The sequence below is a fragment of the Methylocystis parvus OBBP genome, from assembly GCF_027571405.1.
GTDB lineage: Bacteria > Pseudomonadota > Alphaproteobacteria > Rhizobiales > Beijerinckiaceae > Methylocystis > Methylocystis parva.
Genome location: NZ_CP092968.1, coordinates 1,405,698 through 1,430,677, shown reverse-complemented (window position 1 = coordinate 1,430,677; position 24,980 = coordinate 1,405,698). Strand labels below are relative to the sequence as shown.

The 24,980-nt window shown below is 66.4% G+C and carries 18 protein-coding genes and 2 pseudogenes; 8 read left to right on the top strand and 12 right to left on the bottom strand.

The genetic code is table 11. The features are described 5' to 3' along the window. Positions 1 to 52 precede the first annotated feature (52 nt). Complete coding sequence (locus MMG94_RS07060; protein ID WP_016921585.1) at positions 53 to 1,579, top strand: FAD-dependent oxidoreductase; 1,527 nt, start codon at positions 53 to 55, stop codon at positions 1,577 to 1,579. Positions 1,580 to 1,658: 79 nt separating this feature from the next. Here the strand turns inward: MMG94_RS07060 and MMG94_RS07055 are convergent, their stop codons facing one another. Beyond that, positions 1,659 to 9,458: an apolipoprotein A-IV repeat region-like domain-containing protein gene (locus tag MMG94_RS07055; protein ID WP_270110938.1), complete on the bottom strand. Its 7,800-nt coding sequence runs from the start codon at positions 9,456 to 9,458 to the stop codon at positions 1,659 to 1,661. Positions 9,459 to 9,734: 276 nt separating this feature from the next. Between MMG94_RS07055 and MMG94_RS07050 the strand changes: the two genes are divergently transcribed. Then, positions 9,735 to 10,139: an Hpt domain-containing protein gene (locus MMG94_RS07050; RefSeq protein WP_016918031.1), complete on the top strand. Its 405-nt coding sequence runs from the start codon at positions 9,735 to 9,737 to the stop codon at positions 10,137 to 10,139. Here MMG94_RS07050 and MMG94_RS07045 read toward each other — a convergent pair. Beyond that, complete coding sequence (locus MMG94_RS07045; protein WP_016918030.1) at positions 10,136 to 10,990, bottom strand: transporter substrate-binding domain-containing protein; 855 nt, start codon at positions 10,988 to 10,990, stop codon at positions 10,136 to 10,138. The two genes, MMG94_RS07050 and MMG94_RS07045, sit on opposite strands and share 4 nt — an antisense overlap. Positions 10,991 to 11,097: 107 nt before the next feature. On the opposite strand from MMG94_RS07045, the gene MMG94_RS07040 reads away from it, so the two are divergent. Then, on the top strand, positions 11,098 to 13,077 hold the full coding sequence (locus MMG94_RS07040) for a glycosyltransferase (protein WP_154419955.1): 1,980 nt from the start codon (positions 11,098 to 11,100) through the stop codon (positions 13,075 to 13,077). Here the strand turns inward: MMG94_RS07040 and MMG94_RS07035 are convergent. Continuing rightward, positions 13,036 to 14,100 carry a DGQHR domain-containing protein gene (locus tag MMG94_RS07035; protein WP_016918028.1) on the bottom strand — a complete coding sequence of 355 codons (1,065 nt, stop codon included), beginning with the start codon at positions 14,098 to 14,100 and terminating at the stop codon, positions 13,036 to 13,038. The two genes, MMG94_RS07040 and MMG94_RS07035, sit on opposite strands and share 42 nt — an antisense overlap. Positions 14,101 to 14,410: 310 nt before the next feature. Between MMG94_RS07035 and MMG94_RS07030 the strand changes: the two genes are divergently transcribed. Together MMG94_RS07030 and MMG94_RS07025 are read left to right on the top strand one after the other, a co-directional pair. After that, positions 14,411 to 14,533 carry a hypothetical protein gene (locus tag MMG94_RS07030; protein ID WP_016918027.1) on the top strand — a complete coding sequence of 41 codons (123 nt, stop codon included), beginning with the start codon at positions 14,411 to 14,413 and terminating at the stop codon, positions 14,531 to 14,533. A gap of 243 nt (positions 14,534 to 14,776) precedes the next feature. Continuing rightward, entirely contained in the window at positions 14,777 to 14,998 is a 222-nt protein-coding gene (locus MMG94_RS07025; protein WP_026015977.1) for a DUF2093 domain-containing protein, read from the top strand. Here the strand turns inward: MMG94_RS07025 and lpxK are convergent. The 5 genes and pseudogenes from lpxK to MMG94_RS07000 form a co-directional block, all read right to left on the bottom strand. Next, positions 14,985 to 15,716: a tetraacyldisaccharide 4'-kinase gene (gene lpxK, locus MMG94_RS07020; protein WP_016918025.1), complete on the bottom strand. Its 732-nt coding sequence runs from the start codon at positions 15,714 to 15,716 to the stop codon at positions 14,985 to 14,987. The genes MMG94_RS07025 and lpxK overlap by 14 nt on opposite strands. Positions 15,717 to 15,938: 222 nt before the next feature. Then, positions 15,939 to 16,034 (bottom strand): annotated as a pseudogene (locus MMG94_RS07015) (tetraacyldisaccharide 4'-kinase); the annotation flags it as partial. Positions 16,035 to 16,128: 94 nt separating this feature from the next. After that, positions 16,129 to 17,406, bottom strand: a complete 1,278-nt coding sequence (locus MMG94_RS07010) for a 3-deoxy-D-manno-octulosonic acid transferase (RefSeq protein ID WP_016918023.1) — start codon at positions 17,404 to 17,406, stop codon at positions 16,129 to 16,131. A 249-nt stretch (positions 17,407 to 17,655) separates the two neighbouring features. Further along, complete coding sequence (locus MMG94_RS07005; protein WP_016918022.1) at positions 17,656 to 17,898, bottom strand: DUF4170 domain-containing protein; 243 nt, start codon at positions 17,896 to 17,898, stop codon at positions 17,656 to 17,658. Then, on the bottom strand, positions 17,895 to 18,719 hold the full coding sequence (locus MMG94_RS07000) for an inositol monophosphatase family protein (protein WP_016918021.1): 825 nt from the start codon (positions 18,717 to 18,719) through the stop codon (positions 17,895 to 17,897). Before MMG94_RS07000 ends, MMG94_RS07005 begins: the two co-directional genes overlap by 4 nt. 227 nt (positions 18,720 to 18,946) lie before the next feature. Between MMG94_RS07000 and MMG94_RS06995 the strand changes: the two genes are divergently transcribed. After that, a complete protein-coding gene (locus MMG94_RS06995) occupies positions 18,947 to 19,471 on the top strand; it encodes a DUF6101 family protein (protein ID WP_016918020.1) in 525 nt (174 codons plus the stop codon). 94 nt (positions 19,472 to 19,565) lie between these two features. Here the strand turns inward: MMG94_RS06995 and MMG94_RS06990 are convergent, their stop codons facing one another. From MMG94_RS06990 to MMG94_RS06975, 4 genes are all read right to left on the bottom strand, one after another. Continuing rightward, positions 19,566 to 20,720 (bottom strand): CobW family GTP-binding protein, encoded by a 1,155-nt coding sequence (locus MMG94_RS06990; protein ID WP_016918019.1) that lies wholly within the window; start codon positions 20,718 to 20,720, stop codon positions 19,566 to 19,568. Positions 20,721 to 20,803: 83 nt separating this feature from the next. After that, positions 20,804 to 21,679 (bottom strand): metal ABC transporter substrate-binding protein, encoded by an 876-nt coding sequence (locus tag MMG94_RS06985; RefSeq protein ID WP_016918018.1) that lies wholly within the window; start codon positions 21,677 to 21,679, stop codon positions 20,804 to 20,806. A gap of 5 nt (positions 21,680 to 21,684) precedes the next feature. Further along, complete coding sequence (locus MMG94_RS06980; RefSeq protein WP_026015976.1) at positions 21,685 to 22,554, bottom strand: metal ABC transporter permease; 870 nt, start codon at positions 22,552 to 22,554, stop codon at positions 21,685 to 21,687. Then, the gene (locus MMG94_RS06975; protein WP_016918016.1) at positions 22,544 to 23,311 is read right to left on the bottom strand and encodes a metal ABC transporter ATP-binding protein; all 768 of its coding nucleotides are present in this window, start codon (positions 23,309 to 23,311) and stop codon (positions 22,544 to 22,546) included. Before MMG94_RS06975 ends, MMG94_RS06980 begins: the two co-directional genes overlap by 11 nt. A gap of 413 nt (positions 23,312 to 23,724) precedes the next feature. Here MMG94_RS06975 and rpsU point away from each other — a divergent pair. Both rpsU and MMG94_RS06965 read left to right on the top strand, forming a co-directional pair. Beyond that, positions 23,725 to 23,943: pseudogene (rpsU, locus tag MMG94_RS06970) on the top strand (30S ribosomal protein S21); the annotation flags it as partial. Between the two features lie 128 nt (positions 23,944 to 24,071). Then, positions 24,072 to 24,941 carry a tetratricopeptide repeat protein gene (locus MMG94_RS06965; RefSeq protein WP_016918013.1) on the top strand — a complete coding sequence of 290 codons (870 nt, stop codon included), beginning with the start codon at positions 24,072 to 24,074 and terminating at the stop codon, positions 24,939 to 24,941. The last annotated feature ends 39 nt before the right edge of the window (positions 24,942 to 24,980 follow it).

Genomic DNA, 24,980 nt, shown 5'->3' with positions numbered 1-24,980 from the left:
ACTGACGGTTAGCGGTCGCGCTCACGACCGCGAAAATCGTCGGGAGACGCGAATGTCGGAAAATGGACAAAAAGACGGGCCCGATTTCGCCCGTGGGGTCGAGGCGGGGACGCTTGTCGCCGGGGTTCCGCTTCGCGGCCATGTCGGCGGCGAGCCCGCGATGATGGTCTGGACTGGCGACGAGGTCTTCGTCATCGGCGCCGACTGCACGCACTACCACGGTCCGCTCGACGAAGGCCTGGTGGTCGGGGACACGATCCGCTGCCCGTGGCATCATGCCTGTTTCAGCCTGCGCACGGGCGTCGCATTGCGCGCCCCGGCCTTCGACGCATTGCCAAGATGGCGGGTCGAGCAAAGGGACGGTCGAATCTACGCTAGCGGGAAAGTCGAGACGCATGCCGGGCCGGCGCCCGTATCCGCGCCGCGGTCGGTCGTCATTGTGGGGGCTGGCGCCGCGGGATTTGCGGCGGCGCATGCGTTGCGCGCGGAAGGCTATGACGGGGTCATCGAAATGATCGGCGCCGATCCGGCGCAGCCCTATGACCGTCCAAATCTCTCAAAGGATTATCTCGCCGGAACGGCCCAGCCTGAATGGCTCCCATTGCGCGATCCCGCCTGGTATCGCGACAATGGCGTGCTGCTGCGCCTCGGACGAAAAGTCGAAACGCTGGATCCTGTCGCAAAGCGCCTGACGCTCGAAGGCGGCGAAGCCGTCTCCTTTGACGCGCTGTTGCTGGCGACGGGCGCGGAGCCGGTGCGCTTGCCAATTCCAGGCGCGGACCGGCCGAACGTCTTTTATCTCCGTAGCGTCGCTGACTCGGATCGCATCATCGCCGCTTGCGCAAGGGCGAAACGCGTCGCGGTCATCGGCGCGAGCTTTATCGGGCTGGAGGTCGCAGCCTCCCTTCGGACGCGGGGACTCGACGTGCATGTCGTCGCGCCCGAGGCCGTGCCCATGGCGCGCATTCTCGGCCCGGAACTCGGCGCGCATGTGAGAAAGCTGCATGAGACGCGCGGCGTGGTCTTTCATCTCGAGGATACGGCGATCGAGATTGGCGAGGCCGGCTTGACGCTGGGGAAAGGCGGGGCCCTCCCGGCGGATTTCGTCGTCATCGGGGTCGGGGTTCGGCCCAATCTCGCGCTCGCGGAGGCGGCGGGCCTTGCGACGGACAAGGGCGTGCTCGTCGACGAATATCTCATGACCAGCGCGGCGGACGTCTATGCGGCGGGCGACATCGCCCGCTGGCCCGACAAGATCACGGGCGAGGCGATCCGCGTCGAGCATTGGGTCGTGGCGGAGCGTCAGGGACAGACGGCGGCGCGCAACATTCTCGGCCGGCGAGAGCGCTTCGACGCCGCGCCCTTCTTCTGGAGCCAGCATTACGATCAGGCTATCTCTTATGTGGGCCATGCGCCTTCATGGGATCGCTGCGAGATTTCCGGCGATCCGGCCTCGGGAGACTGCGCTGCGGTCTTCTACAAAGGGGAGCGGAAACTCGCGGTCGCGACGCTTGGCCGGGATCTCGAGAGCCTGAAAGCTGAAGAGGCGTTCGAGAAGGCGATCGGCGCGCTCGTCTGAATAAGCGCGCTTGCCCGAATGAAAGAGGGCGCGGGGAAATCCCTCGCGCCCTTCAACGTTTCGACGCTGCTCGAGCCGCTTAGTCGAAGCGGCCGGCCGCATGGCCCAGCATTGTGTAGACCTTGCCGGCGTCGCCGGTCAGGAGATCCAGCGCCTTCGCGCCGTCGCGGTCGCCGCGGCTCGTTTCGACCAGCAGATCCTCGAAGTGCCGCACATAATGGTCGACCGTCGCGCGGAACTCCTGATCGATGCGGTAGCGGCGGCGGATTTCCTCGAAGGTCTGGTGGCCCTGCGCCGTGTAGAGGCGGCGGCCGAAAAGACCGCCCTTCTCGCCGCGCTGGTAGCGGCGCCACAATTCGGCGACCGCGGCGTTGTCGACCATGCGGGCGATGTCGAGCGTCAGGCTGTCGAGCGCGCCGGCATTCGCTTGGCGCGGGCCGCGCGGCGGCGCCGGCGGGGCGGGGGGCTGCATCGCGGGAGCGGGCTTTTGCGGCGCTTCGTCGCGCGAGGCGCGGGCCAGCAGATCGCTCAGCCAGCCGCCCTGCTGTTCGCGCGCGGGCTCCGCCATGCGCGGCGCCGGAGCGGGCGGCGCGGCGACCGGTGCAAGGCGCGGCTTGGGCGGCTCCGCGCGCGGCGCCGGCTCGAATGTCCGGCGCGCGACAGGCGGCGCCTGCTCGGCCACGTCATAGACGCGGCCCGAGCGCGCGACAATGTCGGTAAGCTCGTTGAGCGCCTTCACCTGATCGCCGACGACGCGACGCAGCGCCGCCGCCTGTTCGGCGGTTTCGCGCGGCAGGTCGACGGCGCCGCGCCGCACTTCCTCGCGGGTCTCCTCGAGTTCGCGATGGATGTCGCGCGAGAGGCCGCGAATTTCCTCAGCCGTCGACTGGAAGCGCACGCTGGCTTCGCCGAACAGGCGGTTGATCTCATCATTAGCCTGCGTGAACGCGTCGCGCAGCGCCTGCTCCGTCTCCGAGCGCTGGCCTTCGGCCGCGGAGCGGATATGGGCGAAACGCGTCTCGACGAGATTGGCCGTCTCCTCGGTCGTCGCCGCAAGGGCGCCGCCAATGTCCTGCGAGCGCGACTCGATCGCATGGAACGTGTCTTCCATCCGCTGCGCGAAGCTCGCCAGCACGCCCTCGACCTCCGCGCGCTTGCCCTCGACAAGCGTGACGAGGCTTTCGAGCGTCTGGCGGCGCGCGTCGAACGCCGAGTCGAGCGCCTGCTGGCTCTGCGCGAGCTGCTGGGCGCTCTGCGCCAGCGCCTGCTGGCGCTCGCCCAGCACGTCGGCGATGTTGTGGGCGTTGCTGATCGTACCGCCGGCGACGTCGCTGATTTGCTGCACCTGGCCGGAGACGACGCGGATCGCCTCCTGAAACTCCGTGAGGCGCGTGCCCAGTTCGCGTTCGAGATTGACGAGGTTGCCGCCCGTCTTGTCGATGATGGCGTGCAGCGAGGTGTTGGTCTGGCCGAGCTTGTCGAGCAGGGTCGGCAGCTCCGCCCGGATCTTGTCGTTCATCGCGACGAGCGCGCCGATCGACGTCTGCGCGCCGGCGTCGAGCGCATCGGTCATGGAGGCGGTCGACTGCTCGATCGCCTGCGAGAGCTCCTCGCGCTTGTCGCCGAGATGGCGGACGATGGCGGCGCCGCGCGTCTCGATCGTCTTGGCGATCAGCTCGCCGACGCTCGCGAGCTCGTTCGTCACCGCGCCGCCGCGTTCGCCGAGGGTCGTCTGGATATGAGAGAGCCTTTCGTCGAGCGCGCTCTGCAATTGCGTCAGCCGCGAGTCCAGCGCGCCGCTGATTTCGCCGACGCGCTCGGAAAGCGCCTGACCGAGATCGCCCGTGCGGGCGTGCAGCGTCGTGTCGAGCTCGCGGCGGGCTTCGGCCAGCGTGTGGTTGATGTCCTGTAGACGCGCGGTGACGGAGTCGATGACGCTGCGGCCGCGTTCGTCGATTTCCGTCGATACGGCGCCGAGGCGCTCCACGACGTTTTTCTCGAAGAGTTCGATGCGGCCGTCCAGCGTCTCCGCGAGGTCTTTCGCGCGTCCGCCAAGCGTGTCGTTGATTTCGGCCGCCTTGGAGGCGAGCGTCTGCGCAATCTCCGTGGAGCGCGTGAGCAGAACGGAGTCGACGTCCTTGAGCTTTTCTTCGAGAGTCTGGACGACCTCGCGGCCGCCTTCGCCCATGACGCGCGCAACTTCGAGCGCATGGTTTGCGAGCGACTCCTGCAGCTTCTGGCCGCCGAGGCCGAGCCCGGCGTCCATATGCTTGACGAGCGCCTCGATGCGCTCGGCGGCTTCCCGGGTGCGGGCGTCGCTGACATTCTCGAAGGCTTCGATCTTGCTCGACATGACGGCGGCGATGTCTTCCGCGCGCGCGCCGAGTTTTTCGACAAGCTGGTCGCCTTTCGCGCCGATTGCGTGGTCGATCGCGTCGAGCTTGGAATTCACCTCGGTCGCAAGCTTGCCGACCTGATCGCTCAGGCGCGAGAAGGCGGAGACGGTGGTCGCGTCGAGCTCGCTCACCAGCTTGCCGCCGCGCACCGAAATGGCGTCGTCGATCGTCTCCAGACGCGTGTCGATCTCATGCGCGAAATGACGTGAATTGTCTCCGATGCGCGCGGCGAACTGATCGACCTGCTCGGCCAGCTTGTCGACGAAGGCGCCGCCTTGAGCGTTCATCGTCTGGTCGATCGCATCCAGCTTGGCGTCGAGCGTCTCGTGAAGCTTCTGCGAGCGCTCGTCGATGCGGGACGCGATCTGATCGGCCTGCTGAGCCAGTCTGCCGACGAGCGCGCCGCCATGGACGTTCACGGTCTCGTCGAGGGCGCCGATCTTCGCTTCGAGTTCGGCCGAAAGCTGCTGCGCGCTCGCGCCGATGCGGCCGGCGAGCTGGTCCGTCTGCGCGGCGATCTGTTCGATCAGCGCGGAGCCGCGCAGCGACACGGCGTCGTCCAGGGCCGAAAGACGCGAGTCGATCTCGCCGGCGAAGTGGCGCGAATTGTCGCCGATGCGCGACATGAAACGATCGCTCTGCTCGGCGATGCGATCGACAAGGGCGCCGCCATGCGTTGCGAGCGTATTGTCGATCGCATTGAGACGGTCGTCCACGGTGGCGACGAATTTCTGCGCCTGCGCGCCGATGCGCGCATCCGCGTCTTCCGTGCGCGCGGCGAGGCTTTGCACGAGTTCGCCGCCGCGACCGCCGATCACTTCCTCGATGACGGTGAGGCGCTCGGCGACTTCCGTGCTGAGTTGCGAGGCATGCTGGGCGACGCGGTCCGCGATCGCCGAGCCGTCGCGCAGCAGCGCGTTTTCAAACTGGCCGAGCTGCGTTCCAAGCGTCGACGCGATCCGTTCGCCATGCTCGGCCAGCGACACGACGACTTCCTTGCCCTGTTCGAGCACGGCGTTCTCGAACGCCGCCATGCGCTCGGTGAGCGCCTCGTTGAGGCGTTCGCCCTGGGTCGCGAGGGCGACGACCGCGTCGCTCGCCGTGGCGGCGAAGCGGTCCTGCATGGTCTCCGAGTTTTGGGCGAGAGCCGTCGAAGCTTCCGCGACGCTGCGTTGCAATGTGTCGCGCAGCGCCGTCCCGCTCGTTTCGATTTCCTGAAGCGCCCGCTCGCGGGTTTCTTCCATCGTCTGGGCGACGAGCAGGCCGGCGTTTTCCAGCGCCGTCATGCGTTCGCCGAGCAGGTCGTCGACGCGCTTCGCATGTTCGGCCACAAGGGCGGACACGTTTTCGCTGTGACGGCGCACCGACGCTTCGAAGGCGCCGACGCCCGTGGCGACCGTGCCGGAAATGCGCGCGCTTTCCTCCTCGATGCGCTTGGCGGCGTCGGCGTTGACCTGCTGCACGGCGGATTCGAAAGCCTGCAAGCGGGCGGAAAGGTCCTCTCCGGTCGTGGTCGTGTGATCGAGCACGCGCTGGGCGATCTCGTCGCCCTGACGCAGGAAAGTGTCTTCGAAAGCGGCGAGGCCCCGGGCGAAGACGGCGTTCACTTCCTCGCTCTTCGACGCGATGCGCGCCGCGGCGTCGCCGCTGTGACGGGAGACGGCGTCCGTGAAGGCGGCGAGGCCTTCCGTGACCGCCGCCATGGCCTGCTCGCCATGCTGCGCCACGCGAGCCGTCACCGTTTCGCTCTGGCGCAGGATCGCGTCTTCGAGCGAGGCGAGGCCGAGCGAAAGATTGTTCAACGCGCGGTCGCCCTGTTCGGCGACGCGGGTCGCGGCTTCCTCGCTCTTGCGCGAGACGGCGTCTTCGAGCGATGCGATCTGGCGGGCGATCTCCGAGGTTGCGCGCTCGCCATGGCTGGAGACGAGATTGGCGACTTCCTCGCTGCCGCGCGCGACGGTTTCTTCGAGAGCGGCGATCTGGCGGGCGAGCTCCGTCGTCGCGCGGTCGCCATGGGCGGAGACCAGCGCGGCGATCTCTTCGCGGCTGCGCGCGACAGTCTCCTCGAAGGTCGCGACTTGCTTCGTCAGATCGGCGGCAGCGCCGTCGCCATGGAGCGCGACCAGATCCGCGACGTCCCTGGCGTGTTGCGCGACGCTCCGCTCGAAGGTCTCGAGCTGCTCGGTGAGCAGCGCTCTCGCCCGGTCGCCATGCTCCGAGACGCGATTGGAAATTTCCTCGCCATGCTCCGCGACGGCGCTTTCGAAAGCCGCGAGACGGTCCGATACGAGCGCGGCGGCGCGCTCGCCCTCGGTGACGACGCGGGTGGCGACATCCGCGCCGCGCTGCGTGAACGTCTCTTCGAAAGCGGCGAGACGGTCGGCGAGGATCGTCGTGGCGCGTTCGCCATGTTCGGCCACGCGGGCCGCGATGTCGGAGCCGTGACGCGCGACGGCTGCTTCGAAAGCGGCGAGTTGCTGCACGACTTCTGAAGAGGCCCGGTCGCCCTGTTCGGCGAGGCGCGCCGCGATGTTCTCGCTGCGCTGGAGAACGGAGTCCTCGAAGGAGGCGAGGCCCAGCGAGAGATTGCTCAGCGCGCGGTCGCCATGTTCGGCGACGCGCGCGGCGATCTCCTCGCCGCGTTGAGCGATCGAGGTCTCGAACGCCTCGACATGGCGCGTAAGTTCGCCGCTCGCCCTTGCGCTCTGCTCCTCGACAAGATTCGCGACCTGCCCGGTTCCCGATACGACCGCATCCTGGAAGGCGGCCAGCTGTTCCGTCAGAGTCGAAATGGAACGATCGCCATGTTCGACGACGCGGGCTGTCAGCTCCTCGCCGCGCTGGGCGACGGTCGCCTCGAAACTGGCGAGCTGTTCGGCGAGAGTCGCGACGGCGCGCTCATTGCTCCCGGTGACGCGCGCGCCGATTTCGTCGCTGCGCTGGGCGACGGTCGCCTCGAAACTGGCGAGCTGTTCGACGAGAGTCGCGGCGGCGCGCTCATTGCTCTCGGTGACGCGCGCGCCGATTTCGTCGCTGCGCTGGGCGACGGTCGCCTCGAAACTGGCGAGCTGTTCTGCGAGCGTCGCGGCGGCGCGCTCATTGCTCTCGGTGACGCGCGCGCCGATTTCGTCGCTGCGCTGGGCGACGGTCGTCTCGAAACTGGCGAGCCGTTCGGCGAGAGTCGCGGCGGCGCGCTCATTGCTCTCGGTGACGCGCGCGCCAATGTCGTCGCTACGCTGGGCGACGGACGCCTCGAAACTGGCGAGCCGCCCGGTGAGCGTCGCGGCGGCGCGTTCGCTGCTCTCGGTGACGCGCGCGCCAATTTCGTCGCTGCGCTGCGCGAGGGCGTCTTCGAAAGCGGAAAGGCGGCCAGTGACGGCCGTCGCCGCGAGTTCCGCATGCTCCGCCACGCGAGAAGCCACGTCTTCCGTGCTGCGGGCGAGCGCCTCCTGGAACTCGGCGAGTCGCGAGGCGAGCGTGTTGGTGGCGCGATAGCCATGCTCGGTGACGCGCGCGGCGAGTTCGTCGCCGCGCGTGGCGAAGACGTCCTGGAACTCGGCGAGGCGCCCGGTCATTTCGGCTGAAGACTTTTGCGTATGTTCGGCGATGCGGGCGGTCATCTCCTCGCCCTGTCGCGTGAAAGTCTCCTCGAAAACGGCGAGTCCTTCGCTCAGCGCCGTGCTCACGCGGTCGCCATGCTCGGCGACGCGCAGAGCGGCGTCGGCGCTGTTCTTGACGACGGCGTCTTCGAAGGCGGCGAGACGTTCCGTTAGGGTGGCTTCGAGCTGGCCGCCGCGTTCGGTCACGCGCTCGACCATGGCTTCGCCGCGCTTCAGGACCATGCGCTCGAAATTTTCGAGCCGTTCGGCCAGCGTTTCATTCACACGGTCGCTATGCGAGCCGAGAGCCGAAACGGCGTCGCTCGCGAGATTGGCGAAACGCTGCTGCAGCGTATCCGCCTGTTCGACGAGGGACGACGCGGTTTCGCCCAGGTTGCGCGTCAGCGACTCGTGGATCGCCTTGCCGCGCTCCTCGAATTCCTGATGCGCCTTGACGTTGGTCTCGTCCATCAGGCCGAGCAGGCGCGTTTCGGCGGCGTCGAAGGTGATCTTCGCCTTTTCGACCTGTTCGGCGACGCCCGACGCGAAGCGCTCGGAGGTTTCGGCGAGGGCTTTGTCCAGTGCGCCGCCATGCGTCGAGATGGCTTCGTTGATCACCCCGCCGGTCTCGGCGAGACGTACGACGAGCCTGTCGCCCTGGCCGCCGATCGAGTCGGCGAAGCTCGAACCGAGCGCCTCGAAACGCTCGAGGATCGTCGCGCCGCGCGCGCCGAAATCGACGGAAAGCGCGTCGCCGGCAGCCTGCAGCCTGTCGCCGACTTCCGTGACGCCCTCGGTGAAGCGGCGCGTCACGTCGTCGCTCGCGCCGCCGATTTGCTGCGCGACGGCGTCGCCCGTCTGCGTCAATACGCCGACGACGCGGTCGCCATGCGAGGCCAGCGTGGTCTCGAAATTGTCGCCCGCCTTCTCCAAAGCGAGCTTGATCTCTTCGCCCTTCGCGCCGAGCGAAGAGGTGACGCGCGTTCCTGCGTCGCTCACGGCTTCCGCGAGATGCGCGGAGGTCGCCGCCAGCTCCTGAGACAGCGCGTCGCGCGCGCCGAAAAGCGACGCGCGGGCGTTGTCGGCGTTGACGACGATGGCCTCGCGTTCGCGCGTCAATTCGTCGATGAGCAAACGGATTCGGCGTTCGTTTTCGGTGTAGGAGCGTTCGAGATTGGTGACCTCGGTGCGCACGATCACCTCGAGTTCGCCGGCGCGGGCGAGGGCGCGCTCGATGCCGTCGCCCATCGACGCGGCCTCGCGGCGGATCGCTTGAGAAAGAGACACTACCTGTTCCGTGGCGATCGTCTCGGGCTCGATCAGGCGGATGGCGACTTCCGTCATCGAATTGGCGATGAGGCGCATTTCATGCGCGCGCCGCGCCATGAGGCCGGTGATGAAAAGAAAGATCGTCGGGCCGACCAGGGCGGCGATCGTCAGAACGGGCTTGGGCGCCAGGAAAGACCCGTCGGCCTCCAATATTTCGCCCTGGTGGAAATAAACATAGAGAATCCAGCAAACGGCCCACAAGGCGATCGAGGCGAAAGTCATCACCATGATGCTGCGGTTGGGCGCGATCTGCAGCGCGGCGCGCAATTCGCCGACCGTGCGGCGGTCGTCATTGGCTGGCGCGATCGAGGGCGGCATGAGCGGCGGCGGTTTGGGCGTCTCTCGCGCTTCCGGCTTGCGCGGCGCGGGCTGGCCGGACATGGCCTGACCCATATTGAGCGCGTTCGTCGAAGAGTCCGACGCGGGCGCGGGATTTGGCTCCTCAGCCTTGGGGGCGCCGTCTTCCGCGGCCGGGGGCGCGCCAAGGTCGAGCGCCTCCTCGATCGCGGAAAGAGCGGCGGAGGCCGCATCCTGAATCTTGCCCGATTTCGACATCGCCAAACTCTCCGAGCTGACGCGGGACGCGCCGCTCCCGTCTGCGCCCGACATGCGGGCGCCAAAAAGGATTAACCAAATCTTACAGCCCATGCCTTGCAATTGAAACACGGGCCCCGGCCGTATTCCGAAACTTCGTTAACGCGGACTTCAGAAGTGCGGAGGATTCTTGTCGCGAAAGAAGCCCGCCAGCGCGCGCGCTCCCGCCACATAGCCTTGTAAGCGCGGCGATTTCAGGGACGCGGTGAAATCCTGTGCGAAACTGGAGAGAGTGCAATGGCGACGCCTGCGCCCGTTAACCACGACCGCGAACCCTATGCGCTGGACAGGCGATCAGAGACGGCGCCCGTCCTCGATCTCGTTCACCTCTCCCGCCAGACGATGGGCGATCAATCGCTGGAAGCGGAGCTGCTGTCGCTCTTCGATCGGCAGGCGGCGCAATTCGCGCCCCGGCTCGCCGAGCCTTGCCGGCCTGACGAAATCGGCGCCCGGGCGAATCTCATTCACACATTGAAAGGCTCCTCGCGGGCGGTCGGCGCTTTTGCGCTGGGCGAGGCGGCGGAGGCCTATGAGGCGGCGATGCGCGCCGGCGCGCCGGACGACGCCGGCCATCGGGAGCGACTGCTGGCGCAGATCGCCGCGGCCCGAGCGGCGATCGGCAAATTGCTCGAGCGAGGCTAAAAAGGGCCGATCGGAAAATATTTGAGATAGAGCTCGGCGAACGCGCCCCGCCTGTCGAGCCGCGCAAGCGCATAGTCGAGGGCGCGCCTCAGCGGTTCATTATTCTTGCGGACGGCGACGCCCACGCCTTCGCCAAAGAAGCGGGGATCGGTGAAGGGCCCGTCCTTGAACCGGCAGCATCCGCCCGCTTCGGCGCCGTTCAGCCAAAAGGACAGGCTGACAGCGTCGCCGAAATGCGCCGCCACTTTGCCGTTCTTCAGCGCGAGCCGCGCAAGCGCGGGCGTTTCGAACGTCACGCGCTCCGCCTTCGGATAATAGGCCGCCAGAAAGGCCTCGTGGCGCGAGCCCGCCACCACGGCCACCTTGCGGTCGTCGATCGCCTCGGGCGTGGCGGCGGCGAGCGTCGTGTCCGCGAGCATCACGAAACGGCCGGGCGTCAGGAAATAGGGCGCGGTGAAATCGGCCTTTTTCCGGGTCTCGTCATTGATGGCGAGCGAGGCGATGACCGCGTCGCCGCTATTCTCGTCGAGCGCGGGGATCAGCAACTCCCAGCTGCGCCGCTGGATGGAGCAGGTCACATCGAGCTCCGCGCAGATGGCGCGGGCGAGATCGATGTTGAAGCCCGCGAGCTGTCCGTCGGCCAGCAAAAAATTGAAAGGCGGAAAATCGTCCTCGGTCAGAAAGCGGATTTGTTTGATGCGGGAGAGGTCGGGCTTTTGCAGCGGCGAATGCGGGTCGAAAAAAGAAGGCGCAGCGGGCGCTTGCGCCTTGGCCGCGCCAATATTGGACGCGCCCGTCGCTAGCGCGAGCGAGATGAAAGCGGCGAGAGCGCTCAGGAAAAGTCGGTGCACGGGCGCTCCCGAAGGCTGCTGGGGCTTCGAATCATTTGTTGCGAACTTACCGCTGCGGGTGAATAGTCAAGGTCAAGCAGCGCATTTCTTCATAGAGTTTTTAGTTCATGAGCATGGCGCCGGTCGACCCTTTTCCCGCCGATTCCGTTCCCCATCCACGTTCGGCGCAGAGTTTCCGTCCGCGTCCGTCGATAGAGCCGCCGTCGGCGCGGCGCGCTCCGGACGTCCGGGAAAGCGCGCCGCGTCCGCCGCCGGTCGAAATCGCTTTTCTGGTCAATTACGGCGTTCCCGTGGAAGCGCTGCATTATGCGACGTCGGTCGCGCGCCGTCAGGGCGTTTCGGCCGACGCGGTGTTGATCGCGGAGGGCGTCGTCTCGGAAGAGGTTTTTTACCGCGCGCTCGCCGACCATCTACGCGTGGCGTATCTCGACGAAGACGTCGCCCTCGCGCCGGGGGTCTTCGCAACCGCGAGCGAAGGATATTTGCGGCTGCGCGAGGACAGGCGCGGCCTGCGCTGGCTCTTCGCGCCGAGGGGCACGGAAATTTTCCGCCTGATGAGCGTCGCGCGGGCCGCGAGAGGGCGGCCGCTCTTCGCCGTCACGACGCGCGCGCGCTTTTCAGAAGCGCTGCGGGCCGCCTATCCGCCCGAACTCGCGCGCGCCGCAAGCTTCTCCGCCGAGCGCGTCGATCAGGATCTTTGCGTGCGCGGATCTCTGCGGCTCGGGCCCCTCGCATTCGCGACGGCGTTTCTCGCCGGCGTGATCGCTTGCCTTCTCGCTCCCGTCGAGGCGTTGAGCCTTCCAGCGGCGTTCTTCCTTGCCGGCGCCTTTCTCTCGAGCGTGTTTCTGCGTCTCGCCGCTTGCGGCGCGAGCTTCATGCGGGAGGAGACGCCCGGCTGGATCGAGGATGCGCGCCTCCCGGTCTATACGGTGGTCATCGCGCTTTATAAGGAGGCGTCGGTCGCGCGCCAGCTTGCCCGCGCGATCGATCGCTTCGACTATCCGCGCGCCAAACTCGACGTCAAATTCGTCGTCGAATGCGACGACGAGGCGACGGCGGCGGCGCTGCGCGCCTGTCCGCCGCGCGCGCCGCATGAGATCGTCGTCGCCCCCGAAGGCGTTCCGCGCACCAAGCCGCGCGCGCTCAATATCGCCATGCCGCTCGCGCGCGGCTCTCTCGTCGCGGTCTATGACGCGGAGGACATTCCGGACGGGCGCCAGCTTCGCCGCGCCGCCGCGCTCTTCGCCGCCGCGCCAGAGAACGTCGCCTGTCTGCAGGCGAGTCTGGTCATCGACAATGGCGGCCTCAACTGGATGACGGAGCTTTTCGCGCTGGAATACGCCGCGCTTTTCGACGTCTACAATAAGGGGCTCGCGGCGCTCGCTCTGCCGATCTTTCTCGGCGGCACGTCAAATCATTTCCGCCTCGACGCCTTGCGTGAAATCGGCTTCTGGGATGCTTACAACGTCACGGAGGACGCCGATCTCGGACTGCGTCTGGCGCGCGCGGGCTTTCATGTGCGCACATTCGAGTCGCACACTTTCGAGGAGGCCCCGGCGGAATTTCGCGCCTTGGTGAAACAACGCACGCGCTGGTTCAAGGGCTGGATGCAGACCGCCATCGCGCATTGCCGCCATCCGGCGCGGCTCTTCGCCGATCTTGGCGCAAGGCGCGCCGTCGCGGTTCTCGCCATGTTCGTCGGCGGCGTCTTGGGGCCGTTGCTCGGCCCGCTCCTGATGGGCAGACTCGCTTACGATGCGGTTTTCGGCGCGCTGCTTGCGCCAAAAACAATCTTCGAGACCGCGTGCAGCGCTCTTTGGTGCTTCGTCGCCTTATCAGGCGCGGCGGCGCTTCTCTGGCCGCTCCTGCTCGGGATGCGGCGGCGCAATCTCCCCGGCCGTCGCACGGCGTTTTTCTTGCTGCCGCTGTGGCTCTTCATGCTGAGCGTCGCGTGCGGGCGCGCCTTGTTCGAACTGTGGCGCAACCCCTTTCACTGGGAGAAGACCGAGCACGGGCTCACCACGCGCGGCCATCCCGAGCCGCCCTCAGGCGAAGAGCCATTGCTTGAGGTTGAAGCCGGCGCTTAGCGCCTTGCTGTAATGCTCGTGCAGCACGATATGGGTCATGCCGGCGCGCGGCAGATCGCTCTTCTTCAAGCGGCGGAAGAAGGGGATCAGCACTTCCTCGAAATTGCCAACCGTATATTTGCCGCCATGGCGGTCGGCGACGCGCTCGGCGACATTGGTGAAGAGCAGCATCAGCGCCTTGAACAAAGCGGGATTGGCGATGTTCTCGTCAATCGCGTGGAGTCCGAGCCCGTGCCGGCAGGCGCGCAGATAGGCGTTGAGGACGGGATAGACCTCTTCCGCCGGCGCGCCGACAAAGGCTGCCTTGATCGAACGCAGCGCGGCGTTGAACGTCACGCGCGAGATCATGCCCTTTTTCCGTTCGGAGGCGCTCAGAAGGCCCGCAAGCGCGCTGTCCTTGCGCGTGTTGAACAGGTCGAAGACATTGTGCAGCAGCGCCTCGGTCTCGGTCTCGACCTCGGAGAGGCGGCGAATATCGAGCAGCAATTCATTGGGCACGGGCCGCTGCTTCGTGTTGATGTCCATGAACAGGCGGCATTCCTGCGCGCGCGTGAGCCTGTTGTAGATGACGACAGGCACGCTCACCGAGGATTTGGCGAGCTTGAAGCCGAAGACGCGATGCTGGCCGTCGATGATGAGGAAAGCTCTCGGGTCCTTGCGGAAGGTCAGCGCGCCGGCCTCCTTGTCGAAGGTCAGATGCGCGCGGGCCTGCGCCGAGAGGACGACGGCGCCCGGCACCGTGCCGAATCCCGCATCGATATAACGGGCGATGGATTTGGCGCGGCGCTCGTCCAGAAGCCGCTGGAAACCGTCGATCGGGTTCTCCGCGCGCGCTTCGACTGCGCAGGTCTGCGCCAGAAGATCGCTCGGCAGGACGACCGAATAAAAGCGATGCTTGCCCTGCGTGACGACGAAAGCCCGTTCGGTCACCGTTTTGGCTTTGGAGGGGCGGCTCGCATAATCAGCGTCGTCGCCGCCGAAGGGTGTGGAGTCGGCGAGATCGCCGATCGTGTCCCGATCCATTGTCGTGATCCCATCGAAACGCGAACTTGACAGCGTTCGCGGTAGCTGACTCGACGAATCAAAACCGGCACTCGCGCAAAAGGCTAAGCGCGAATGGAGACGGGAACAAGACGGGAATAGCGGATCGGGCCGATGGCGCGGCGGGCGGCCGACCCCGCAAGCCGAGTCTGGGGTGCGACAAAATGATCCGATGGAATACTCACTTTCAGGGGCGGATTCGATTTACAGACTACTGCATTTAACTTAGCCTTTATTTGCGCAATAAATTGCAGTTCTTTCAACAAGATGCGCGCTAAGAAAAGGAAAAACCATGGCTTCTTCCAACCCGGCGGCTCAGAAAATAAAGCCGCTCCTCATCGCCCTCGGCGTTATCGGCGTGATCATCCTGATCATCACCCAGGCGCCGACCGTCGTCCGCTATCTTTCCGCGTAAGATAGCGTCCGGCTTTCTTTGAGGATTTTGAGCGGGGTCGCTGCGGCGGCCCCGTTTTTTGTGGTCGTCCGTTTTTGTGATCGTCAATGCGCTTCACGGCCTTTGTCCGGCGCCCTTCTCGCTGCTATGATGGCTCAACGCGGCCGCAGGGTTGGAGGTCTTTCACCCATGAGGTCGATCATCTCGTCGATCAGGCGACTGACGGGACAGCCGCTCTCGCGGCGCTTCAACAGAAGATTTCGCATGAACCGCTACGAACGAACGCCGCAGCCGGCCGGCGAGGCAGAAGTGGAATATCTCGACGGCGAATATCGCGTCCGCAAGCCGGGCGCCTATGTGCGTTGCGCCGTCACCGGCGAGCCCATCCCGCTCGAAGATTTGCGTTATTGGAACGTCGATTTGCAGGAGGCCTATGCCGGGCCCGAGGCCAAGCTCATGAAGCTCGGCCTGCTCAAGAAGCCCTGACCGCGCGGGCGCGTTCGATCGCTTGGCCGAGCGTCGCGGCGAGACCGTCCATATTCGTCAGGGCGAGCGAGATCGGCAGAGCGCAGACTTCGAGGCCGCTGCCGCGCAGCCGCATCGCGTCCTTTGAAGTCGTCACCAGCCGCGCGCCGCATCTCGACCGCAGTCTTTTCAGATCCGCAATGTCGGCGTCGCCGAAGCGATGATGATCGGGGAAGGCGCGCGTCTCGATCACCTCGGCGCCGATGTTCCGAAGAGTTTGGAAAAATTTCTCCGGCCGCCCGATCCCCGCGAAAGCGACGACGCGCACGCCCTCTAGCTCCCGCGCGATCTGGACGTCGGGAACGATCTGCGCCTGAAAGACCGGCTTGGCCGTTCGCGCCGCGATGGCCTTTCCTGCGGCGCCATCGCCAATCACGACGAGGGCGTCGGCGGCGGCCAGTTGGGCGTCGAGCGGGGCGCGCAGCGGCCCCGCGGGGATGCAGCGCTCATTGCCCGCGCCATAGTTGGAGTCGATCGCGAGCAAGGCAAGGTCCGGCATGAGCCGGCGGCTCTGGAGGCCGTCATCCAGAATCAGAACGGTCGCGCCTTTCTCTTGCGCCAGTTTCGCGCCGGCGACGCGATCCGCGCCGACGATCGTCATGGCGTGACGGGCGAGGAGCAGCGCTTCGTCGCCGACCGCGTCAGCTGAATACGCGTTCAGCTCATCGATACTGGACACGCGCTCATCCCTCCCCTTTACGGGGAGGGTGGCCCCGCGAAGCGGGGTCGGGTGGGGTGAAGGCTCATCAAAGCCTGTTAGTGCCGACCCCACCCGACGGTCTTCGACCGTCGATCTCCCCGTAAAAGGGAGGCATTTGGCGCTCATCTCAAAAATTGTCGGTCGCCCGTAACCGCGCGTGAGCACTGCCGGCGTTTCGCCAGTCCCCGCAAGAATATCCGCGAGCGCGATCGCCAGCGGCGTCTTGCCGTCGCCGCCGGCGGTCACTCCCCCGACGACGATGGTCGGCAAGGCGGCGCGCGGCGCCTTTCGGCGCAATCGCCGCGCGGCGACGGCGCCGTAAAGTATTCCTAGAGGGGCGAGCAGCCGTGGAACGATTCCGTCCGCCCGCCAGAAGTCGGGCGCGCGCAATTTACCGCTCCGCGGCGGCGATTTGCGCCAGGAAAGGCTCCACCGCGGTCATGATGCCGCGCGAGGCGCCGCCGAGCTTTTCGACCGTCTCGGCGCCGGCGCGTCCCATCCGGCGCATGCGCGCGGGCTCCGCGAGCAGATATTGTACGGCGCGCGTCAGCGCCGCGCCGTCTGCGACGCGGGCGGCGGCCTTGGCGGCGGCGAGTTCGCCATAGACCTCGTTGAAATTCTCGACATGCGGACCGTAGAGCACGGCGCAACCGAGCTTGGCCGGCTCGATCGGATTTTGCCCGCCGCCGGGAACGAGCGACTTGCCCATGAAGACCACGCCGACGCTGCGGAAGAGAAGGCCCAGCTCGCCGATCGTATCAGCGACATAGACGCCGGAATCGCGCCGCGGCTCGCCGTCGCGCGTGCGCAAAAGCGCCGGCAGGCCCTTGGCCTCGGCGAGCGCCGCGATCTCCGCGCCCCTTTCGCGATGGCGCGGCGCGATCACGGTCAGCAGATTGGGAATCTGTCTGACGAGTTCAGCATGGACGTCGAGGATGATCTCCTCTTCGCCGGCATGGGTCGACACGGCGGCCCAGACCGGGCGATTGCCGAGAGCGCCGTTGAATTCGGCCAGCCGGGCCGCGTCGACCGGGGGCGGCGGCACGTCGAATTTCAGATTGCCGGCGATGCGCACGCAGGGCGCGCCGAGCGCAAGGAAACGCGCCGCGTTTTCGGAGTCCTGCGCAAGGCAGAGATCGATCATGCCGAAGACGGCGCGGGCCACGCCCGGCGCGCTGCTCCAACGCTCGGCCGATTTTCGCGAGATCCGCGCATTGGCGAGGACGAGCGCGACGCCGCGCGCGCGAACGGCGGAGACCATGTTCGGCCAGAGCTCGGATTCCGCGAAGATGGCGATGTCCGGGCGCCAATAGTCCAGAAAGCGATCGACGAATTTCGGCGCGTCGAGCGGCATATATTGGTGGAAAGAGCCGGCGGGCAGGCGCGCCTGCAGCAAGCGCGCCGAGGAGACCGTGCCGCTCGTCACGAGCACCTCGGCGCCGCGCTGGATGAAACGATCGATCAGCGGGAGGAGCGAAACGGTCTCGCCAAGGCTTGCGCCATGCAGCCAGACGAGCCGTCCTTCGGGACGCTCGCGAGAGGCGACGCCCATCCTTTCGTCGAGACGCGCCGGATCTTCCTTCCCTTCGGACGCGCGCCAGTGCAGCGCGGCGCCGGCGAAGGGCGTCGCAGCGATGGTCGCCAATCGATAAAGGGTCAGAAGCGGCATATTTCCTTATTGCCCGATGCGGCCGCTCTTTGCGCCAGAGCGCGCTGCGAAGAATGGAATCCGGCCTTTCGCATAAAGCGCGCGATGGACCTGTGCGATCGATCACCTTACCCGCGTTCGAGCGGTTCCGCCCAGGCGCAGCGCGATCAGAGGCGGCGGCTCCTTGCGCGCTGCCGGCGCCGCCCCGGAACGGGATGGTTTATTCTTCTCGAAACCGGCAATTTTTGGAAGAGCGCCGCGCCCATGCGCTCAGAGCTTCTCGTGCTCGGGGTCGAGCAGCTTGTAGAGATGCACGACGAAGTAGCGCATATGCGCGTTGTCGACCGTCGATTGCGCCTTCGCCTTCCAGGCGGCGAGCGCGCTGTCATTGTCGGGAAAGACGCCCACAATGTCGAGCTTCGAGGGATCGCGGAAGGTCACGCCGTCGAGCGTCTCGAGTTCCCCGCCGAAGACGAGATGCAACAGCTGCTTTTCCTTCGTCTGCTTTGTCATGACCAGTCTATTCCTTCCGAAACGGTGCGGGCTATGTTGCGGGTTTCCTCAATGAGGGATTTCGGCGCGGCGACCAGCATGCCGCGTTTCGACGAGCTGCGATTATAGGTGATTTCTCCGTCCTCGACCTCTTCGAGTCCAACGCCGGCCTCCCGCAGGATCGCATCGGCGCCCGCAATGTCCCAATCCCTCGCATTGGGCGAGGAGATGACGAGGTCGTGGCGGCCTGCGGCGATATCCACGAGGCGCAAGGCGAGAGAGGGCGTTCGCGGCGCGATGGCGATGTTTTGCGGCAGCGCCGCGATGCGCGCATGGAGCGGGCGGGGCGCGATGACCCTCGCGCCGGCGAGCGTCGCGCGGGCCGGGATCGTCAGGCGCTCGCCGTTGAGCCAGGCGCCGTGGCCCCGTGCGGCGGTGAAGGTTTCCTCGCGCGCCGGCGCGTGGACCACGCCGGCGACCGGGCGGCCGCTTTCGATCAGCGCGATGGAGACCGCCCAGCGCTCGTCGCCGCGGGTGAACGCATGGGTGCCGTCGATGGGGTCGACAATGATGAGTCTCTCGCGCGAGAGCCGATCTTCGGTGTCGGCCGTCTCCTCCGAGAGCCAGCCCGCCTCCGGAGCGAGGCCGCGCATTTTCTCGAAGAGAAAACGGTCCACGGCGAAATCGGCCTCGGTGACCGGCGAACCTCCGCCCTTATAGGAAATCGCCGCAGCTGTGAGCGCGCCCGGCCTGAAATATCGCATGGCGATCTCGCCTGCTTCGCGCGCGGCAGCTTCGAGGCGCGTCAGAAAGGCGGGGTGGTCGGACAAGGCGGGAGACATCGACGAAAAGCAGTAGGGGAGGCGACGCCCGGCCGCAAGACGTTCGCAAGCGCGAAATGCGGACAATTTGAGCGATCCCGTTTGCCTCCATTTACCTTGGCCGCGCAATTACCGCGAAAACCCAATGGTTTACGCGCGATTCACCAGGGTTTTTAGCGCTTTGGCCGCACGCTCGGAACAAGATCGCATGGACAAACGGGTCGAGCCCGATTTTTTTGGAGGGGTCCATGTTCGAAGCCACCAACGCGCGCAAGACCGAGGAAGCGGTTCTCGTGCAACGCGACTGGCGCGCGGACGGCGGCGCGCGCCGGGTGCGCGTCACCCGCAGCGACATTCTGATTTCCCGCCGCTTCAGCGGCGTCGACATGATGATCGCCGTACCGGTGCCCGCTTATGACGGCGTGGCGCTCGACGTGGTGGAAGGCCGCGACGGCGCGCCCTGCTACCGCCTCTCGCTCGCCCATCGCGACCGCGATCTCGACGTGGTGCTGGGGGAAACGCAGGATTGCGGCGACGCCGCGGCCGACTGGAAATATTGGGCGAGCTGGCTCGGCCTGCCGCGCCTCGCCAATGAGGATGGCGAACTCGCGCAGGTGGACGCGCCCGGCGCGCCGCTTCAGGGCTATCCGCGGCGCGGCGCCTCTCCCTTGCGCAACCGCCGCCCGCGTTTCCTGACGCGCCGCAAGGCCGGCGACGCCGCGCGCATGGCCGAAATCTTCGCCGGCGAGCGCGAGATCGTCTGCTACGAGTAATTACTCATGCGCGTCGGCCTCGCTGACGTCGACGCGCATCTCCGGCTGCGTCGCCGCGCGGCGCGCTCAACAGCGGCCGGACGTCTCGGCGGTCCTAGGAAACGACAGTCTCGAAGCCGTTGCGGATGAGGTCTTCCTTCAGCTTGCGGCCGATGAAGACGAGGCGCGACTCGCGTTCTTCCCCATCCTTCCATTCGCGTTGCAGATCGCCGTCGAGGATCATGTGCACGCCCTGGAAAACGAAACGGCGCGGCTCGTTCTTGAAGGCGACGATGCCCTTGCAGCGTAAGATGTCCGGGCCTTCCTTCTGAACGAGCTCGTTCAGCCAAGGCACGAAGCGTTCGGGGTCCACTTCGCCCGGATGACGCAGCGAGATCGACTGCATCTCCGCATCGTGAATCGCTTTCAGATGGCCGTGGCCGTCATGATCGTGGGGATGATGATCGTGACCGCAATCCGGGCCGCATTCATGGCCGTGATCATGGTCATGATGGTCATGCGCATGATCGTGACGATGATGCTCGGGATTGTCGCAACCGGGTCCGCAATCGTGGTCGCGCTCATGATGCGCATGGCCATGATGATGGTCATGATCATGCTCCTCGACCGTGAGGAAGCTCGGCTCGATCTCGAGAATACGGTCGAGATCGAAAGCGTTGCGCGCCAGCACCGCGTCGAGCGGCACATTCGCCTTCACGGCGCGATGCAGCGTGGCGTAGGGGTTGATGCCGCGAATGCGCGCCTCGACTTCTTCCAGCGCCTCGGGAGACACGAGGTCGGTCTTGTTGAGAATGACGACGTCGGCGAAGGCGATCTGCGTCTTGGCTTCCGGCGCGTCTTTCAAGCGGTCGCTCAGCCATTTGGCGTCGGCGACGGTCACGACGGCGTCGAGCGACGCGGCGTCCTTCACGTCGGCGTCGACGAAGAAGGTCTGCGCGACGGGCGCGGGGTCGGCGAGGCCCGTCGTTTCGACGATGATGGCGTCGAACTTGCCGCGCCGGCGCATCAGTCCCTCGATGATGCGGATCAGATCGCCGCGCACCGTGCAGCAGATGCAGCCATTGTTCATCTCGAACACTTCCTCGTCCGCGCCGACGACGAGATCATTGTCGATGCCGATCTCGCCGAACTCATTGACGATGACGGCGTAGCGGCGGCCATGCTGCTCGGTGAGGATGCGGTTGAGGAGAGTGGTCTTGCCGGCGCCGAGATAGCCGGTGATGACGGTCACGGGAATTTTGTCGGTCATATTTTCTCCTGAGGAGAAGGCAATCGGGCTTCGGCGGTGGGCGCGCGCTTGACGACCGCCGACCTGCCCACCGCCCAACGCCGTCAAGGCGCCAGGGCTTTGGTCAATTCTCTAACATTGTGGCGCATCATGTCGATATAATTCGCGCCGCCCTCCTTGGGCTCCGACAGCGCGTCCGAATAGAGCGTGCCGCCGATGCGCGCGCCGGTCTCGGCGGCGATGCGCTTCGCGAGCCGCGGGTCGGAGACGTTCTCCAGAAACACCGCGCCAACCTTGTTGGCCTTCACGGCCTGGATGATGCGGGCGATGTCTCGGGCGTTGGCCTCGGCCTCGGTCGAGACGCCCTGTGGCGCAATGAACTCGACGCCGTAGCGCGCCGAGAAATAGCCGAAGGCGTCGTGGGTCGAGACGACGCGGCGGCGCTCCGTCGGAATGGCGCCCAGCGCCTTGACGATTTCGGCGTCGAGCGCGTCGAGCCTGACGAGATAGGCGTCGGCGCGGGAGCGATAGGCTTCGGCTCCCTGCGGATCGGCGGCGACAAGCGCGTCCCGAATCTCCGCGACGTAGATCCTGGCGTTGGCGACGTCCTGCCAGGCGTGCGGGTCCGTCCCTTCCTCCCCGGGGCGCGCGGCGACGCCCTTGCCGAGCGTCACGATCGTTCCCTTGCTTTTGGCGGCGGCGATGAGGCGCCCCAGCCAGCCCTCGAAGCCGAGCCCGTTGACGAAGATGAGCCGCGCTTGCGCGATCTTGCGGCCGTCGGCGGGCGTCGGCTGATAGACATGCGCGTCGCCGTCGGGACCGACGAGCGTCGTCACGGCGACGCGGTCGCCGCCGACTTCCGTCACGAGATCGCCGATAATCGAGAAGCTGGCGACGACAGCGAGCTTTGCGTCTTCCGCCAGGGCGGGGGGGGCGACCGCGGAAGCGAGAACGGCGAGAAAAAATCGACGTGTAAGCATGACTGTCACCCTGCGAGATGCCGGCGCGGCCGCTTGAGCCGCAACACGCCGCCGGCGCGGCCGAAAACCAGCGAGGCGAAATAGCAGAGCCCGGCCGCAAGGATGATGGCCGGGCCGGTCGGCGCGCCGGTCTCGTTGGAGAAGACGAGCCCGGCATAGACGCAAAGCGACGCGACTCCGGCCGCGAGCGGCAGCGCCGCCGAGAGTTCGTGCGTCCAGAGGCGGGCGGCGGCGGCGGGCAGCATGATGAGGCCGACAGCCATCAGCGTGCCGAGCGCCTGAAAGCCCGCGACGAGATTCAGGACGACGAGGCCGAGAAAAAGGAAGGGAATGAACTCGCCGAAGCGGCTCGTCTGGCGCAGGAAGAGCGGGTCGAGCGTGTCCAGCACCAGCGCGCGATAGAAGATCGCGAGCGTGAGGAGCGTCAGGGTCGACACGCCCGCCAGCATGAAAAGCGCGGCGTCGTCGAGGCCGAAGACCGATCCGAAAAGCACATGCAGGAGATCGACGCTCGATCCCTTGAGCGAGACCAGGGTGACGCCGAGCGCCAGCGAGACGAGGTAGAAGGCGGCGAGCGACGCGTCTTCGCGAAGCGTCGTGAAGCGCGAGGCGGCGCCGGTGGCGATCGCGACGACGAGTCCCGCGACAAGGCCGCCAAAGGTCATTGCCGGCAGCGAAAGGCCCGCGACGAGATAGCCGATGGCGGCGCCGGGCAGAACGGCGTGGGAGAGCGCGTCGCCCGCGAGCGACATGCGGCGCAGGATGAGAAAGACGCCAAGCGGGGCTCCCGACACAGCGAGGGCGAGCGAGCCAACGAGCGCGCGGCGCATGAATTCGTAATCGACGAAGGGGGAGATGAAGACGTCAGTGAGCATGTTCGGCTTCTTCGTCGCGCAGGCATTCGCGCGCCTGACGATCAAAGGCTTCCGACATCGCCCGCGCGCGCGCCAGATTTTCGGCGCAAAGCGCGCCGCGCGTCTCGCCCCAGGCGATCCGCTCGCGGGCGAGCAGCAAGGTCTCGGGGAACGCCCGCCGCGCGAGATCGAGCTCGTGCAGAACAGCGACGATGGTGCGGCCCTCGCCGCGCCAATGGGCGATGAGGCCGAGAAGATCCTGCGTGGTCGCCTCGTCGATGGCGCCGAAGGGTTCGTCGAGCAGGATGACGCGCTGGTCCTGCACGATGAGGCGCGCGAACAGCACGCGCTGCATCTGTCCGCCCGACAAAGTGTCGATCGGCCTGTCCTCCATGCCGGAGAGGCCGACGCGTTCGAGCGCCTCGCCTGTCCGCGCCCGTTCGGCGGCGTCGAGACGGCCGAAAAGGCCGATCCGGCGCATCGCGCCCATGGCGACGAAGTCACGTACATTGATGGGAAAGGAGCGGTCGACTTCGAGGAGCTGGGGAAGATAGGCGATGTCCCGCGCCGTCGCGTCCGGTCTTTCGATCCGGCCGCCGAGCGGCGGCAACAGGCCGGCCAGCGCTTTCAGCAGCGTGGATTTGCCCGCGCCGTTCGGGCCGCAGACGGCGAGCGTCGCGCCCGGCGCGATCTCGCCTTCGAGATGATGGACGGCCGGACGTCGGTCATAGCCGAGCGTCAGATTGACGAGCCGGATTGGCCCGGGCGCCGCGCGCATCGTCAGCGAAGCGCCCAGAAAACGCCGGCCCAGAGAGCGGCGAGAGCGATCGCGACGCCAAGCAGGCGCTCTGTCGCTGAGCTTTCGAGAAGGGAGAGGCGAGCGGCCCGCTTTTGCGCCTTGACGCGATTCGGCGCATGGACATGCCCGACCGCGGGGTCGTGGGCGTGGGAGTGAGCCTGGGAAGTCGCGTCGGCCATAAACGACGTTATAATATAACGCGCAACGCACGCAAGCGTCTCGGTCGCCGCCCCCATTTTCGACGCGCCGGGCATGGACAGCGGGGGGCGACTCTGCTATTTCCCCAGTCCACGGGTCAGGCGCTCCGTCAGCGCCCGGCGACCTATTCCCAATTCGGACAGACTCACGGGGCGATTCCCGCTGAGCCGCCCCACAGACAGCAGGATGGTTTCGTGCAAGTTCTCGTTCGCGACAACAATGTGGATCAGGCTCTGAAGGCGCTGAAGAAGAAGATGCAGCGCGAAGGCATTTTCCGCGAAATGAAGCTGCGCGGCCATTACGAGAAGCCGTCCGAGAAGCGCGCCCGCGAGAAGGCTGAAGCCGTCCGCCGCGCCCGCAAGCTCGCCCGCAAGAAGCTGCAGCGCGAAGGCCTGCTCCCGGTGAAGGCCAAGGCCACCGGCCGCTGATAGGGCCCGCCGACTGCTGATTCTGTCGAATTCCTGCCATATGAAGACGCTTTTTTAACCGCGTCCGGCAAGAACTCAGTCAGGTTGAAGTCGCATTGAGAGGGTTTTCAGGCATGGGCATCCGCCTTGCGGAGACGTCGTTTCGCTTGTCTCCTCTCTCCCCGCGCGGAACGCTCCTGAGCGGCGCGGCGCTCGCCGCGCTTCTGCTCGCGGGCTGCGAGACGGCGAGCGGCATCCGGCCGCCCGGGCGCGGCATCGCCGAAATCACCGACACCGACCCAAAGGCGGCGTCCGCGAATCTCGATTCGCTCACTGAAGTCATCCGGCGCAATCCCAGCAGCGCCGAGGCCTATAATACGCGCGGCGTCGCCTATGCGCGCGTCGGCCGTTTCGGCGAGGCGATCGCCGACTTCTCGCAGGCCATCAAGATCGATCCGGACAACGCCGCCGCCTATACCAACCGGGCGTTGGCGAGCCGTCAGGCCGGACAGAACGATGCGGCCCGCGCCGATTTCGATCACGCCATCCAGGCAAATCCGAACCATGCGCCGGCCTATCTCGGCCGCGCCAATCTGCTCCGCGCGCAAGGCAATCTCGATCAGGCGATCGACGATCTCAACAATGCGATTCGTCTGAACCCCGAAAACGCCCAGGCCTTCCATGCGCGCGGCCTGATCCATCAAAAGCGCGGCGACAACGCCCGCGCCGTCAGCGATTTCGACAATGCGATCGATCGCGATCCCTTCGCGGCGGCGCCCTATCAGGCGCGCGGCGAAAGCCTCGTCGCGCTCGGCAAATACGACAAGGCGATCGAGGACTTCAACGCGGCGCTCAATGTCGACAACAAGAGCGCGCAAGCCTGGGCCTGGCTCGGCCTCGCCTATGACAAGAACGGCAATCGTCAGAAGGCGCAGGAATCCTATCAGCGCGCCTTGCAGCTCGATCCCCAGCAGCCCGTCGCCAAGCAGGGTCTGCGCGGCTGATTTCGAGAGCCGCTTTTCGAGACCCGAACTTGGCTCGCT

What these genes read in the sequence shown, in the direction of transcription:
- MMG94_RS06995 (WP_016918020.1), top strand. Translation starts at nt 18,947, where the DNA reads ATGTTCGAAGCCACCAACGCGCGCAAGACCGAGGAAGCGGTTCTCGTG.
- MMG94_RS06980 (WP_026015976.1), bottom strand. Translation starts at nt 22,554, where the DNA reads ATGCTCACTGACGTCTTCATCTCCCCCTTCGTCGATTACGAATTCATG.
- MMG94_RS07025 (WP_026015977.1), top strand. Translation starts at nt 14,777, where the DNA reads ATGAACCGCTACGAACGAACGCCGCAGCCGGCCGGCGAGGCAGAAGTG.
- MMG94_RS07010 (WP_016918023.1), bottom strand. Translation starts at nt 17,406, where the DNA reads ATGCCGCTTCTGACCCTTTATCGATTGGCGACCATCGCTGCGACGCCC.
- MMG94_RS07060 (WP_016921585.1), top strand. Translation starts at nt 53, where the DNA reads ATGTCGGAAAATGGACAAAAAGACGGGCCCGATTTCGCCCGTGGGGTC.
- MMG94_RS06990 (WP_016918019.1), bottom strand. Translation starts at nt 20,720, where the DNA reads ATGACCGACAAAATTCCCGTGACCGTCATCACCGGCTATCTCGGCGCC.
- MMG94_RS07040 (WP_154419955.1), top strand. Translation starts at nt 11,098, where the DNA reads ATGAGCATGGCGCCGGTCGACCCTTTTCCCGCCGATTCCGTTCCCCAT.
- MMG94_RS06985 (WP_016918018.1), bottom strand. Translation starts at nt 21,679, where the DNA reads ATGCTTACACGTCGATTTTTTCTCGCCGTTCTCGCTTCCGCGGTCGCC.
- MMG94_RS07030 (WP_016918027.1), top strand. Translation starts at nt 14,411, where the DNA reads ATGGCTTCTTCCAACCCGGCGGCTCAGAAAATAAAGCCGCTCCTCATC.
- MMG94_RS07055 (WP_270110938.1), bottom strand. Translation starts at nt 9,458, where the DNA reads ATGTCGAAATCGGGCAAGATTCAGGATGCGGCCTCCGCCGCTCTTTCC.
- MMG94_RS06965 (WP_016918013.1), top strand. Translation starts at nt 24,072, where the DNA reads ATGGGCATCCGCCTTGCGGAGACGTCGTTTCGCTTGTCTCCTCTCTCC.
- MMG94_RS07050 (WP_016918031.1), top strand. Translation starts at nt 9,735, where the DNA reads ATGGCGACGCCTGCGCCCGTTAACCACGACCGCGAACCCTATGCGCTG.
- MMG94_RS07005 (WP_016918022.1), bottom strand. Translation starts at nt 17,898, where the DNA reads ATGACAAAGCAGACGAAGGAAAAGCAGCTGTTGCATCTCGTCTTCGGC.
- MMG94_RS06975 (WP_016918016.1), bottom strand. Translation starts at nt 23,311, where the DNA reads ATGCGCGCGGCGCCCGGGCCAATCCGGCTCGTCAATCTGACGCTCGGC.
- MMG94_RS07000 (WP_016918021.1), bottom strand. Translation starts at nt 18,719, where the DNA reads ATGTCTCCCGCCTTGTCCGACCACCCCGCCTTTCTGACGCGCCTCGAA.
- MMG94_RS07035 (WP_016918028.1), bottom strand. Translation starts at nt 14,100, where the DNA reads ATGGATCGGGACACGATCGGCGATCTCGCCGACTCCACACCCTTCGGC.